At 42.7% G+C, this 14,595-nt stretch carries 11 protein-coding genes; 10 read left to right on the forward strand and 1 reads right to left on the reverse strand.

Translation table 11 applies throughout. The features are described 5' to 3' along the window. Positions 1–4: 4 nt before the first annotated feature. From OO184_RS04820 to OO184_RS04865, 10 genes are read left to right on the forward strand one after another with little or no spacing between them, the layout of a single operon-like run. Positions 5–1,684, forward strand: a complete 1,680-nt coding sequence (locus OO184_RS04820; protein WP_265378198.1) for a type VI secretion system baseplate subunit TssF — start codon at positions 5–7, stop codon at positions 1,682–1,684. A 17-nt stretch (positions 1,685–1,701) separates the two neighbouring features. Further along, a complete protein-coding gene (tssI, locus tag OO184_RS04825; protein ID WP_265378199.1) occupies positions 1,702–3,714 on the forward strand; it encodes a type VI secretion system tip protein TssI/VgrG in 2,013 nt (670 codons plus the stop codon). After that, positions 3,711–4,943, forward strand: coding sequence for a DUF4123 domain-containing protein (locus OO184_RS04830; RefSeq protein WP_265378200.1), 1,233 nt, complete (start codon positions 3,711–3,713; stop codon positions 4,941–4,943). Before tssI ends, OO184_RS04830 begins: the two co-directional genes overlap by 4 nt. Next, entirely contained in the window at positions 4,940–7,951 is a 3,012-nt protein-coding gene (locus tag OO184_RS04835; protein ID WP_265378201.1) for a toxin VasX, read from the forward strand. Before OO184_RS04830 ends, OO184_RS04835 begins: the two co-directional genes overlap by 4 nt. Then, positions 7,948–8,916, forward strand: a complete 969-nt coding sequence (locus OO184_RS04840; RefSeq protein WP_265378202.1) for a hypothetical protein — start codon at positions 7,948–7,950, stop codon at positions 8,914–8,916. The genes OO184_RS04835 and OO184_RS04840 overlap by 4 nt, the downstream gene beginning before the upstream one ends. After that, entirely contained in the window at positions 8,913–9,881 is a 969-nt protein-coding gene (locus OO184_RS04845) for a hypothetical protein (protein WP_265378203.1), read from the forward strand. Before OO184_RS04840 ends, OO184_RS04845 begins: the two co-directional genes overlap by 4 nt. Next, a complete protein-coding gene (locus OO184_RS04850; protein WP_265378204.1) occupies positions 9,878–10,846 on the forward strand; it encodes a hypothetical protein in 969 nt (322 codons plus the stop codon). Before OO184_RS04845 ends, OO184_RS04850 begins: the two co-directional genes overlap by 4 nt. After that, positions 10,843–11,811, forward strand: a complete 969-nt coding sequence (locus OO184_RS04855; protein ID WP_265378205.1) for a hypothetical protein — start codon at positions 10,843–10,845, stop codon at positions 11,809–11,811. The genes OO184_RS04850 and OO184_RS04855 overlap by 4 nt, the downstream gene beginning before the upstream one ends. Next, positions 11,808–12,776 (forward strand): hypothetical protein, encoded by a 969-nt coding sequence (locus tag OO184_RS04860; protein WP_265378206.1) that lies wholly within the window; start codon positions 11,808–11,810, stop codon positions 12,774–12,776. The genes OO184_RS04855 and OO184_RS04860 overlap by 4 nt, the downstream gene beginning before the upstream one ends. Further along, entirely contained in the window at positions 12,773–13,669 is an 897-nt protein-coding gene (locus tag OO184_RS04865) for a hypothetical protein (protein ID WP_265378207.1), read from the forward strand. The genes OO184_RS04860 and OO184_RS04865 overlap by 4 nt, the downstream gene beginning before the upstream one ends. Before the next feature lie 122 nt (positions 13,670–13,791). Here the strand turns inward: OO184_RS04865 and yigL are convergent, their stop codons facing one another. Further along, positions 13,792–14,592 carry a sugar/pyridoxal phosphate phosphatase YigL gene (yigL, locus tag OO184_RS04870; protein WP_132346111.1) on the reverse strand — a complete coding sequence of 267 codons (801 nt, stop codon included), beginning with the start codon at positions 14,590–14,592 and terminating at the stop codon, positions 13,792–13,794. Positions 14,593–14,595 lie beyond the last annotated feature (3 nt).

Below are 14,595 nucleotides of genomic sequence, written 5' to 3' on the forward strand. Positions count from 1 at the left end.
TGATATGCACAACGCCGCACAGGAACACCCACACCTGGCTCCATTTACCCCTGAATCTGGCGACCCGGATGTTCTCCGAGTACTGGAAGGCTTTGCGTTTATAGCTGCCGGTCTTCAGCAGAAAATTGATGATGGTTTCCCGGAAGTCATCAACCCTCTTTTGCGAAAGGTATGGCCGATACCTTTACATCCGATCCCTTCAACCAGCATTGTCCAGTTAGATATTCAACCGGGCAGCATGACTGAAACTACAAACATTGCCAAAGGCAGTGAAATTTCTGCCATACAACATAAACAATCAATTACGTTCAGAACCACCCAAGATATCAGTATTGAACCAATTACCTTGATCCATAAGACGCTGACACACAGCCAAGACAAAAGCCTGATATCACTGACCTTCCAATATCATGGGCCAACTACCAAATGGAAGACAGGGCAAGTCACGCTTTTTCTGGGAGAAGATCAAAAATTGGCGTCTTTACTGACGAAATACATCGATCAATCACTGAATAACACTTATCTGAAAACATCCCTTGAAGAGAAGGAGATGTGGCTGTCTATTGAGAGCGCTCCCCGCCAGAAGGAAAATTTGGTACTGCCGAGACCACACGACTATTTCTGGCCGTTGCAGGTGTTATACGAATACCTCTATCTGCCACATGTTAATGACTTTATGTCATTTGACTTATCGGAGGAGATCGCTGAACTCCCTTTGGGAGAAGATAAGCAATTTACCATTATTTTAGAATTCGACTGTAACATTCCCATAGAGGATATTACACCCGCATTTATCCCCCACTGCGTACCCGTTATCAACCTAGTTCCGACAAAAACAAAACCGATTGCATTTGAAAAGGACAAATCGCTTTATGTATTAGAAGCAGATGAAATCTTTAGTATTGACAAAGTTAAACTCCAATCTGAACCAGAGGAAACATCCGACGGATCTGACCACTGCGTTCCTCTTATCGATAGCGCACAACTGGCAGCCTGCCATTTTGCCGAACCCAGTGACAAGATATTGCTTTTTAACTATATACGGGAACAATCGCCATTTGGTGGAAGTCAAATTAATCTCACGTTTCATGATCATCAGGCAAAACCCATAACAGAGCACCACTATCGCGACTTTTACTGCCAATATCACCGATTTCATGCGCAAGCACGTACATTGGGCATCGGGGAAATTTGTATACCAAGCGAGCAGATACCCAGCCATATTCAAGCCAAGAATATCGTGCCGGCGTCAAAAGATTTTCCTGCCGTAGTAAACAGTCATCAACATTGGCCGATACTATCCTTATTGTCGATTGGGCCATTTTTTCTCAGTTACATTGATACCGTCAGATCTCTGGTGAAACAACTTGATACCTTCGCGCATCTGGACGCCCCGCGTAGCCGGCATATTCAGCGCATGGCCGATGGTCTCAGTAAAATCCACATTGTTCCATTCTACCATATGGGTGACGGTGTTCCCGTGAGAGCCCAGAGAATCACGCTTCGCATGACGTCAGCAAATTACCGACATGAAGGAGAAATGTATGCGTTCGCTAAGACATTACACACCGCTTTCTCCCTCTGTCTGGTGGAAACAAGCCTTCACCAATTAATTGCCATCAACGACGACACCGGCGAATGCTGGGAATTTTACAATATGCCTGGGCATCAGAAGATCATGTAATGTATTGAGGAAAAATTATGAAAACTGGACTCCGCTTTGCCTGCACTATCGGCAGCCTAGAAGCCAAAACTTTTGCCGTGGTTGATTTTACGTTAGATGAAGCGCTTTCATCGTTATTTACCCTGTCTCTGACGTTAGCGGCACCTCGTTCAGATATTGATACCGATACCCTCCTGCTCCAAACTGCGCGGTTCACCGTCACCCGTGACGATATTCTGCAACGCGAAGTGACAGGATTGGTTGAAAGCGCGGTTGTTGGAACCACAAACCGGCATCAAACCCAGTATCACCTGACAGTCAGGCCAGAAATGTGGCTTCTGACACTCGATCAGGACAGCCGTATTTATCACCAAATTAGCATTCCCGATATTTTACAAAGCCTCCTGAAACAGAAGCAACTCCGGGCCAATATACATTTGAATAACCCACATTCAACGCGGGAATATGTCACCATGAAAAGGGAATCATCCTATGATTTCTTTACTCGCCTGGCGGCTGAAGAGGGGATGTTCTTCTGGTTCGCCGATGACGGGCTCCATCTGAGTGATAGCCACCTGAACATGAGAGCGCCGGATACACTGATCTACAACCCGGACATTACCAGCGCAGTAGAAGAAAATGTTATCTACAAATGGCTGTTTGGCTCCCACATGCGCCCTGAATCCACCACCCAAAAAGACAGAAATTACCACAATCCCAATTACGCTTTACGACACAATGCAACAGATTTTGCGGCAGAAAACGACACACTATTTCATATTTTCGAAAGTTACGGGCGTTTTCAGAAAGACAAAGAGGCCATTCCGTTTACCCAGTACCGGCTGGAAGCCCTGCGTGCTGACAGCAAATCAGGGATAGCGAACAGTAATTGTATCCGATTAATGCCGGGCAGAATCTTCACATTAACCAACCACCCGATTGACGCCATGAATGACCGCTGGCAAGTCATCTCTTCCCAACATACAGGGCATGTCCCTGCGGTTTTAGGCGACGGCGGAACCGGCACTACCCTGAATTCACAAACCCGGTTTATACCAGGCCGCAACGATTGGCGTCCGCCATACCGCTATAAACCACTGGCTGACGGCGATGAAATCGCAACAGTTGTCGGACCGGGCACTGAGGAAATTTACGTCAATAAAGATGGGGCGGTTCGCGTTCACTTTCACTGGAACCGTTATGACGCGCCTGACGACCGGGCTTCTTGCTGGGTGCGGGTTGCACAAGGGTGGAATGGCAACGGATTTGGTTTTCTGGCAACGCCGCGAGTCGGTCAGGAAGTCATTATCTCCTATCTCAACGGCGATATTGACCGGCCTATTATCACCGGATGCACTTACAACGGCCTTAACCGCCCGCCGCTGAATTTACCCGCAGAAAAGACGCGCACCACGTTCAGAACCAAAACACATAAAGGTAATGGTTTTAACGAACTGCGTTTTGAGGATGAAAAAGAGCGGGAAGAGATTTATATCCACGCTCAACGTAACCAACTGATCCAAATTAACCACGATAAGACACAACAAATAGAGCACGACGAAAGCCACACAGTCATGAATGATCGTCGGCATAAAATCGGCAATGATGAATTTATCCGCATCATGAATGAACAACACATTCAAGTGGATAAAAATCAGTTCGAAACCATTGAGAAAGACAAAGTTACGCGGATCAACAATAGCTGGAAGGAAGAGATCTACGCTTCCCATTTCCAACAAATTGGTGAAAACAAACAGAGTGATATCAAAGGCAATTACCAGATAAATGTCGTTAAAGGCATTCACTCACACACCAAAATACATACCCTGCAAGCCAGTGATACCGTGATCCTAAGAGGTAAGGCAGGAAGTATCACGCTGGATGCTCAAGGCATCACACTAAACGGCAATATCTTTTTGAAAGGCCCAGTGGTAGTGCAAGGTGGCAGCGCTGGTACCGTACCAACATTGACCGGCGCAGCCAATGAAGGACAGCCCATTGCTCAGGATTGCAGAGGAAAAGCTGATGCACAAAAGGAAACATCAGAGTGAAAACGCTATCTTCGTTTGATCTAGCTCACTACTGGGTTGCCACTTGCACCTACCAAGCGATAGGCAATGAAAAACATCCTGCCGGACAATATTCAGCCAAAGCATTAATCCATGCTCCGACTGAATATGAGGCATTTACAAATCTATGCAACTACGTGATCGGTTTTGGAATAACAAACGGCCAATACCAAGACATCATTGCCTTACAAACTTACCTGATGGAAAGCGCTCACCCCGAATTACGGTTAATACGCCATATCCGACAGATAAGTGATCAGCAGCCCGTCATACTGGTACAACGGGAAAATATTGACTCTCCGCGGCCAGCCATTCGTGGCGATTTGATATTGACGCCAACCACTGATACGCCGGTTTATGAAGATAATGAACATCTCTACGCGGTCATTGACGCGGCAGTATATCAACAGGCAGGACGATTTATCATTCCTGATCTGTCCGCTTCCTCTTTACATTGGCAAGGACTGTTTCAGGGAGAAACTCAAGTTTCACTGGAAGATAGCGCCCCTTATCTGGTTGAACTGTATAAAGACAGTAGTAATCAGCCAGAATTACAGCGATACATTATGAATGCCGATAACCGGGCAGAGTTGAGCGTGTTTATCCAAAGCGAACAACCTTTTGAAACAGTGTTAAATCATCTTCGTAAGTTCACCTATTTAAAAAATGAGCTGACTCAAGAGTGGGCATTTTTCCGTTTCTATCATCCCAACACACTGACGACTCTGCTTAATACTCTATCCGACGGGCCATTAGCCCATTTTATGCAGGGGATCAATTCAATATGGTTCTATGGTGATAAACCCAATACCCGCCACATTATCACCATCACGGAAAACATTCGGCAGGCAAAACCTGCGCCTGTTACGCTCAATCACCAATTGTGTGAACTGTTTGAGCAACAAACGCAACAACGCTTCACACTTAAAACCATTGATTTTATTCATAAAAATATAGCTGAACGCTGTCAGGTGAATAAAAACACCCTATCTGCTTTTGTTTTGCAGCAGACTAATCAGGCTTATCTGCAAGGACTGACGCAGCAGAGAGCCATATTCTATTATGTTACCGCCAAGTGTTTAATGCCAAACGATGAAGTTCACTGGCAACAACTTTGGGACTCAGCTTATCTACAAACAAAAAATCAGGAAAAACGGGCCTATTTGCTTTTTGAACAGTGTAATAAACTAACGACAAAGGACACCTTATGACCACCAACATTCAGGAACTTCTCGATAAATATATCGAAAAAGCTTACGAACTGTTCCCGCAAAATCTTGAGGTAGATAATTATATGCAGCCCTGTGACTGCAACATTAAACCGATTTACCCGGTTCGTTATGCTTATGTGAACTTTTTCGGCAAAGAACTCGAAAAACCAGAAGCGCCCCCGGATATCCACACCCTGATGTTCTCCTCGTCACTCCAGCAAACCAAAGGCTATGCCGCCCGCCTGCTGCGTCCCGGCTGGATATACATCAAGGAAGAAGACCCGCTGACCACCCGAGGCAGCAAAGCCCGCGGTTATCTGCACATCTTTAAATATTGCGTATCAGAGAGAGAGGTTAACGGCAAAAAGCAGCGGGTGGAGAAATTTAAAAAGTACATGTTTCTCAACCGCAAAGACGCCAGTGAAGGGCTAATCCCTGAACCCGGCATTCGGGGCGAGGGGCATCCATTCCTGTTTGTCGCCAAAGATGTCATCAATATCAGTATCGCTTACAGTGAACACCCGTGGCACTCCTCCGTACTTGCTAAGATTGACAACAGTCTTGAACTGCGGCAGAAAACCATGCAGTTCATCAACCTCGAACAGGAGCAGTCCCCCTTTGCGGTTAACGCCTCAGAAAAGTATTTTCGAAAACTGATTGTCGATTACAAAATCCGGCAGGAGCAGTTTGCCAACATCAAGGCCACCATTGAAAAAGACATCAATGAACTGGATTTGGCTAACGTCGGGATTGATACGCTGACCACTCAGGGCAGCTACGAGATGGACGCCGACATGATTATCAAGCGAATCAACAGTTATCTGCACCTGGATGAACAGGCGCGGATTGTGATCCTGCATGACCCGGTAGGCCGTCAGCGGGATATTGTGGAAGCCTACTCTATCCTGAATTTGTGGCAACAGAGCTATAACGCCTCCAACATCTACCCACTGACCATCGGCTTCTATGTCGAAAATCTCAAAGCCACCAAAAACCCGGAGCTGAAAAAGAAAATAGATGACAGTATTGATTCTGACGCCTGGGAAAATGACTGGCCGAAACTGAAAAAAGTCACCGAAGATTTTGAAGCGCGTCAGGCGATGTTTATGAAGCTGTTTGAAGCCTTTGCAGACAACCCGGACCTCAGTTATCAAGTCGGCAGGCTGAAAAATTATTTTCACTACTTCTTTTCACTGCAAGATGAAAAAGAGACGCTGGAAGAAGAGGATGCGCTGGAGTTCCAGTTTTTCAGTGAAATTCTCTCCGGCCTGCTCGGCAACCTGCAATCCTCCCTGCCCGGCCAGCAGGTGCTGGCGAAGCTGGCGGCTAAAGAGTCGGACAGCAACGGGGATGGCAACTTCTGGCGCACCATTACCACCGGGGTTGTCACCGTACTGAATAACGACAAAGTCAAATCCCCGCTACTTAAGGGTCCGTTTATTCAGGGAGTCGATAATATTCTGCTGGGGATGGGGACATTTCTGGCAACCGTCTGCGCCTATACCCAGCAGGCAATTTATCAGGGTTCAAGTTATGTCCGGCAACTTCCCCAGAAAGCGATTGACCAGATAACCCAACAACTGGTTCCGGCCCTGTTATCCACGCTGGGAGTGGTGATTGAGCCGGATGGCAGAGTGGCTCTCAACGAACAGAGCTATCAGGAAGTACTGAAACGACTGGAATCGAAAGCGAATCGCCACCTCCCTGACCCGGCAGTGCGTCAACAGGCTATCGGGGAACGGATGATTAACTGGAGTAAACGTCTGGAATCACTGGGCAATAAACCGGTGATAACCCTGCCTGAGGTTAAAACCAGTGTGGACTCTCCGGTTCAGCTTTTTACCTTAGACGGGGCCGGCAAACCTTCCCTTGGTTTACTGTTTGATTCTTCATTGACCGGTGTCAGCCTGTTTCTGAATGCCTTTACCCTGACCGATGTGATCATGCAGACAGAATATGCCCGCAACAACCCTTTACAACCCGGACCTACCTATATGAATCTGTTGCGCTTTAGCACCGCAGTGATTGGGATGAGTGCCGATTTGGCTTCTCTCGGTTCAACATTAGCCAGTAAAGTAAACTCACCCATAGTCAAAGCGCTGATGAGCGGGATAAAAGTGCCTGCCGTCAATATCGCAATGGTCAATCAGTTCTCCCGTGTTGCCGGTAGCGTGGCGGGCTATTTAGGGGCAATTATCTCCTTCTATGATGCGAGTAACGCCTTTAAAGTGGGTAATAACGTGGAAGGTTATAGTCAGGTAGCGATAGGAACAGGCACTATCATTCTGACTACAGTCGGATTAGTCTTCCTTGCTGTGGGCTCCGTCCTCACAGCAGGAATGCTGGCATGGCTGGCTGCGGGAGCCAGTCTGTTTATCGGTGGCAGTATTGTACAGGCTAGCAATGCCTGGTCAGATTTAGAAAAAGTGCTGAATAACTGTTTTTGGGGAGCAGGGAAAAAGTATGGTTTTTGGGGTGATGATGGAAGACCAACCATTTTACTGCAAATTAGAACAGCCAGAGAAATGAACAATAACACCCAAAATCATTTTATTATAGAAAATCAGGAATTTCTAAATCTCTTTATTCAGCCACAACTGAAAATACATCAGGGATTTGGTGTCACTACCTATCATTTTACTTTACCTGCTTTTCAGATGAGTCTCTCAAATATCCGCTGGATCTTTGTGACTTCGCCCAAAACTTCTTACTGGGGAGAAAAAGTTGATTACATTGAAATTAACCGCCGCAAATATACTCCTGATATCTTCCGTAGTACCAAATTTAAGGAAACTCAGGAAAAAGCCAAACTCACACTGAATGGCGATACCGCAACGTTGGAGGTGGTATTTACCGAAACGAAGGGTGTTTTACCCCGTAGTAGTGAACTGTACTGGTACTATGAACAATCAGCGAATGTTATCGCCCCTTTGCGCTATCTCTGGGGAGAAGAACCTACAGCAGAAAATACCATTAAGGGCAGTTTTGACGGAGAGCGCATATTATGAAAAAACGATTAAAAAATCTACTTAAAAAATGGTTTCCCACTATTCATCCATTGCCAGCCAAACGGCTGGAGCTCTGGGAAAAAGAAATTCTGGCGGTTCCTCCAGATATTAAAGATGCAGAAACTATTAAGCACGTGGAAATACTAGACTATCTTGATGATAAGGAATGTCATATCCGCAATCCTCAACGTCGTTTTAGGAGTATTAATCTAATCCCTGTAACATTAGGAATTATCAGTAGTCTTATTCTTAACATTAATAGTTTTATAAAAGAACGAAGAAGTGGTGAAGAAAATATTCATCATTGGGTTAATATAGTGAAAAAGGAATATGGTGATAAATTTTATCTACGCAATGATTTGCCAGATTATATGGAAGGAGCCCGTTATATCGGTAACGATAAAGAAATTTCACTAAGGAAATACCTGCATTATCGCTATAATTTTTATGAATATAGCAATGATATTTTAATAACTGATATAACATTTTTATTGCTTTACCTACTGATTATTCCCCCTTTTGTATATTGTATATTTTTTTGGAAAAGTCAGGCGCCATTAATTATCGATCGCGAACGGCAGATTTTTTACACCTGGTATAAAGGTAAAGCCTACGCCGCTCGCTATCCACAAGTCGGCATGGCCGAAAAAACTAATATTTTTTTCCTCAAAGTCTACGGCCTGGATGAAAATAATAACCTTATCGGACGTGGCTTTATCCCTAACGTCAGCAGTTATTCTTTCGCTTTTTTAAGCAGCGGCAATGATAAAGGACTGGCAACCGCCTTTATGGTGAAATTTTTATTAAATGGCAAAGAGGCGGTCAGCAAAGTGGATTATAAACGCCGTGAGCCGCTTATCTGGTGGAGTAAAGATAAAAGACCTGCGGATTTAGAAGCTCAAATTCCATTGATTTTGGCAGAATTGGATCGCTTAGGTCCCCCCGATGAAGATCTTTCCGAATGAAACAACGATTAGAAAATTTACTTAAAAAATGGTTTCCCACTATTCATCCACTGCCAGCCAAACGGCTGGCCCGTTGGGAAAAAGAAATTCTGGCAGTACCGCCAGATATTAAGGATAAAGAAACCATCAAACATGTGGAAATACTGGATTCCCTTAATAATAGGGAGTGCCATATCCGCAACCCACAGCGCCGTTTTAGAAGTATTACCTTAATCCCAGTTACATTAGGGATTATTATCAGCCTTATCCTAAATATCAACGGATTTATCGAAGATCGTAAAAATGATGAAGCAGGAATCCATAGTTGGATCGCATTGGTAAAGAAAAAGTATGGTGAAGAATTTTATCTGCGCAATGATTTACCAAATCATATGGAAGATGCCCGTTATATCGGTAATGATAAAGAAATCTCCCTAAGAAAATATTTACATTACCGTTATAATTATTATCGGCACAGCGACTCTTTTTTGAAAATTGATATAAGTTTCCTGCTATTCTATCTATTAATTATCCCTCCCTTTGTTTATTGTGTATTTTTCTGGCAGAGCCAAGCGCCATTAATTATTGATCGAGAACGACAAATTTTTTACACCTGGTACAAAGGTAAAGCCTATGCCGCCCGTTACCCACAATTAGGTATGGTAGAAAAAACTAATATTCTGTATCTCAAAGTGTACGGATTGGATGAAAATAATAACCTTATCGGGCGTGGCTTTATCCCTAATATCACCAGTTATACTTTTGCCGCTTTAAGCAACGGTAATGATAAAGCGCTGGCAGTGGCCTTTATGGTGAAATTTTTATTAAATGGCAAAGAAGCGGTCAGCAAAGTAGATTATAAACGCCGTGGACCACTTATCTGGTGGAGTAAAGATAAAAGACCCACCGATTTAGAAACTCAAATTCCATTGATTTTAGCAGAATTGGATCGCTTAGGTCCCCCTGATGAAGATCTTTCCGAATGAAACAACGATTAAAATATTTACTTAAAAAATGGTTTCCCACTATTCATCCACTGCCAGCCAAACGGCTGGCCCGTTGGGAAAAAGAAATTCTGGCGGTACCGCCAGATATTAAGAACGAAGAAACTATTAAACATGTGGAAATACTAGATCGCCTTAATGATAAAGAATGCTGGATTAGAAATCCTCAACGCCGTTTTAGGAGCATTAATCTCATTCCAGTAACATTAGGAATTATTAGTAGCCTTATTCTAAATATTAATGGATTTATCGAAGACCGTAAAAATGATGAAAAAGCTATCCATAGATGGGTCAATTTAGTCAAAGAGGAATACGGTGATAAATTTTATCTACGCAATGATCTACCCGACTCTATGGAAAACGCCCGCTATATCGGCAGTGATAAAGAGATCTCCCTGAAAAAATATTTGTACTATCGCTATACCTTTTATCCAAGTAGTTCACGGATTTTCAAAACTGATATAGGTTTCTTATTGTTATATCTGTTAATTATTCCTCCTTTTGTCTGGGGTGTGTTTTTTTCTCGCCGTCAAGCGCCATTAATTATTGATCGCGAACGGCAGATTTTTTACACCTGGTATAAAGGTAAAGCCTACGCCGCTCGCTATCCACAAGTCGGCATGGCCGAAAAAACTAATATTTTTTTCCTCAAAGTCTACGGCCTGGATGAAAATAATAACCTTATCGGACGTGGCTTTATCCCTAACGTCAGCAGTTATTCTTTCGCTTTTTTAAGCAGCGGCAATGATAAAGGACTGGCAACCGCCTTTATGGTGAAATTTTTATTAAATGGCAAAGAGGCGGTCAGCAAAGTGGATTATAAACGCCGTGAGCCGCTTATCTGGTGGAGTAAAGATAAAAGACCTGCGGATTTAGAAGCTCAAATTCCATTGATTTTGGCAGAATTGGATCGCTTAGGTCCCCCCGATGAAGATCTTTCCGAATGAAACAACGATTAGAAAATTTACTCAAAAAATGGTTTCCCACCATCCACCCATTGCCAGCCAAACGGCTGGTACGCTGGGAAAAAGAAATTCTGGCAGTACCGCCAGATATCAAGGATGAAGAAACCATCAAACATGTGGAAATACTAGATCGCCTTAACGATAAGGAATGCTGGGTTAGAAACCCCCAGCGCCGTTTTAGGAGTATTAATTTAATTCCAGTAACATTAGGGATTATTAGTAGCCTTATTCTAAATATTAACGGATTTATCGAAGATCGTAAAAATGATGAGAGAGGTATTCATCGTTGGGTTCAATTGGTAAAGAAGAAATATGGCGAAGAATTTTATTTACGCAATGATCTACCTGATTATATGGAAGGTGCTCGCTATATCGGCAATGATAAAGAAATCTCTTTGAAAAAATACCTGCACTATCGCTATACCTTTTATCCAAGTAGTTCACGGATTTTCAAAATTGATATAGGTTTCTTATTGTTATATCTGTTAATTATTCCTCCTTTTGTCTGGGGTGTGTTTTTTTCTCGCCGTCAAGCGCCATTAATTATTGATCGCGAACGGCAGATTTTTTACACCTGGTATAAAGGTAAAGCCTACGCCGCTCGCTATCCACAAGTCGGCATGGCTGAAAAAACTAATATTTTTTTCCTCAAAGTCTACGGCCTGGATGAAAATAATAACCTTATCGGACGGGGTTTTATCCCTAACGTCAGCAGCTATTCTTTTGCTTTCTTAAGCAGCGGCAATGATAAGGGACTGGCAGTCGCCTTTATGGTGAAATTTTTATTAAATGGCAAAGAAGCGGTCAGCAAAGTGGATTATAAACGCCGTGAGCCGCTTATCTGGTGGAGTAAAGATAAAAGACCTGCGGATTTAGAAGCTCAGATTCCATTGATTTTGGCAGAATTGGATCGCTTAGGTCCTCCTGATGAAGATCTTTCCGAATGAAACAACGACTAAAAAATTTACTTAAAAAATGGTTTCCTACTATCCATCCACTGCCAACCAAACGGCTGGCATACTGGGAAAAAGAGATTCTAGCTGCACCACCGGATATTAAGAATGAAGAAACCATTAAACATGTGGAAATACTAGACTACCTTGATAATAAGGAATGTCATATCCGTAATACCCAACGCCGCGCTCGGAGTATTGCCTTGATCCCGGTAACACTAGGACTAATTACCAGTCTGCTATTAACAGTAAATGATTTTATAAAAGAACGAAGAAGTGCTGAAAATAATCTTCATGATTGGATCGAGTTAGTAAAGGAAAAATATGGAGAAGAATTTTATCTACGCAATGATTTACCCGATTATATGGAAGATGCTCGTTATATTGGTAACGATAAAGAGATCTCTCTGAAAAAATATCTTCACTATCGCTATACCTTTTACCCAAGTAGTTCCCGGCTTCTCATAATTGATATAAGTTTCCTATTGCTCTATCTACTGATTATTCCACCTTTCTTATGGGCCATATTTTTTTTACGCCGACAATCACCATTAATTATTGATCGCGAACGGCAGATTTTTTACACCTGGTATAAAGGTAAAGCCTACGCCGCTCGCTATCCACAAGTCGGCATGGCCGAAAAAACTAATATTTTTTTCCTCAAAGTCTACGGCCTGGATGAAAATAATAACCTTATCGGGCGTGGTTTTATCCCTAACGTCAGCAGTTATTCTTTCGCTTTTTTAAGCAGCGGCAATGATAAGGGACTGGCAGTGGCTTTTATGGTGAAGTTTTTATTAAATGGCAAAGAAGCGGTCAGCAAAGTGGATTATAAACGCCGTGAACCGCTTATCTGGTGGAGTAAAGATAAAAGACCTGCGGATTTAGAAGCTCAAATTCCGTTGATTTTGGCAGAATTGGATCGCCTAGGTCCCCCTGATGAAGATCTTTCCGAATGAAACAAAGATTAAAATATTTACTCAAAAAATGGTTTCCTACTATTCATCCACTGCCAGCCAAGCGGCTGACTCGATGGGAAAAAGAAATTCTGGCTGCACCACCGGATATTAAGAATGCAGAAACCATTAAACATGTGGAAACATTGGACTATCTTGATGATAAGGAATGTCATATTCGCAATCCACAACGCCGTTTTAGGAACATTACTCTAATTCCTGTTACACTAGGACTAATTACCAGTCTAGTGTTAACTGTGAATGACTTTATAAAAGAACGAAAAGATACTGAATCAGATATTCATTCCTGGGTAGATCTAGTAAAAGAAAAGTATGGAGAAAATTTTTATCTGAGTGACGATTTACCAGATTATATGGAAAATGCCCGTTATATTGGTAATGATAAAGAAATCTCACTAAGGAAGTATTTATATTATCGTTATACCTTTTACCCAAGCAGCACTCGATTGCTCATCATTGATATAAGTTTCCTTCTGCTCTATCTATTGATTATTCCACCCTTTGTTTATTGTGTATTTTTCTGGCAGAGTCAAGCGCCATTAATTATTGACCGTGAACGACAGATTTTTTACACCTGGTACAAAGGTAAAGCTTATGCAGCTCGTTATCCACAAGTCGGCATGGCTGAAAAAACTAATATTTTTTTCCTCAAAGTCTACGGCCTGGATGAAAATAATAACCTTATCGGGCGTGGTTTTATTCCTAATGTCAGCAGTTACTCTTTTGCTTTTTTAAGCAGTGGTAATGATAAAGCGCTGGCAGTCGCTTTTATGGTGAAATTCTTATTAAAAGGCAAAGAAGCGTCAGCAAAGTGGATTATAAACGCCGTGAGCCGCTTATCTGGTGGAGTAAAGATAAAAGACCTGCGGATTTAGAAGCTCAAATTCCGTTGATTTTGGCAGAATTGGATCGCTTAGGTCCTCCTGATGAAGAAGAAAATGAAGAAAATGAAGAAAAAAACAGCGCCAATAGCGCTGCAATTACAGTGGATAATAAATTAAACCTGATATATTTTGCACAAATAGTGGGAAACTGCATCATCAGCGTTTGAGCCAATCACTTCCATATCTGGCAGGATATCTTTCAAGCGCTGGTGAGCATCCTGCATAATACAGCCCTTACCTGCTACCGTTAGCATTTCAAAGTCATTCATGCCATCGCCAAAAGCAATACAGTCACTCAGTTTATAACCCATAGATTGGGCTACCCGTTCAAGTGCATGACCTTTCGACACTCCACCCGCCATAACTTCCAGACAATTGCGCAACGAGAAACTCACATTGACTCTATCACCCCAACGCGCTTTGATTTTCTCTTCCAACGTAACCAATAGATCATGATCTTGGCAGGTAAAATAAACTTTGCATACATCATCGGTTTTAAAGTTGTCACGCTCAAAAAGTTGATAATGAAACACTGATTCCTGAAAAAACTCTTTCTGCTCAGGGCATTCACGATTCATATACCAGTGATCATGGCAATAATAATTCGTCAGAATATCAGCGTTATCAAACTCCATTAAACACAAATCACGCACAATCTCAGGATCAACATTGTGACTGAAAACCAGTTCACCCATAGCATTGTGTACCCGAGCGCCATTGGAAGTAATCATATAGGCATCAATACCAAGAACATCTCGGATTTGCGCAACATCTACATGATGACGACCAGTAGCAAAAATAAAATTAATGCCTTTATTGGTCAGTAAATTAAGGGTTTCCTTGGTGTAAGAAGTTAATTTGTGATCAGGAGATAGCAAAGTGCCATCTAAATCTGAAGCAACAATGTAATACATAGT

Origin of the sequence: Photorhabdus aballayi (assembly GCF_026153155.1) — a bacterium.
In the GTDB taxonomy this organism is placed as follows: Bacteria; Pseudomonadota; Gammaproteobacteria; order Enterobacterales; family Enterobacteriaceae; genus Photorhabdus; species Photorhabdus luminescens.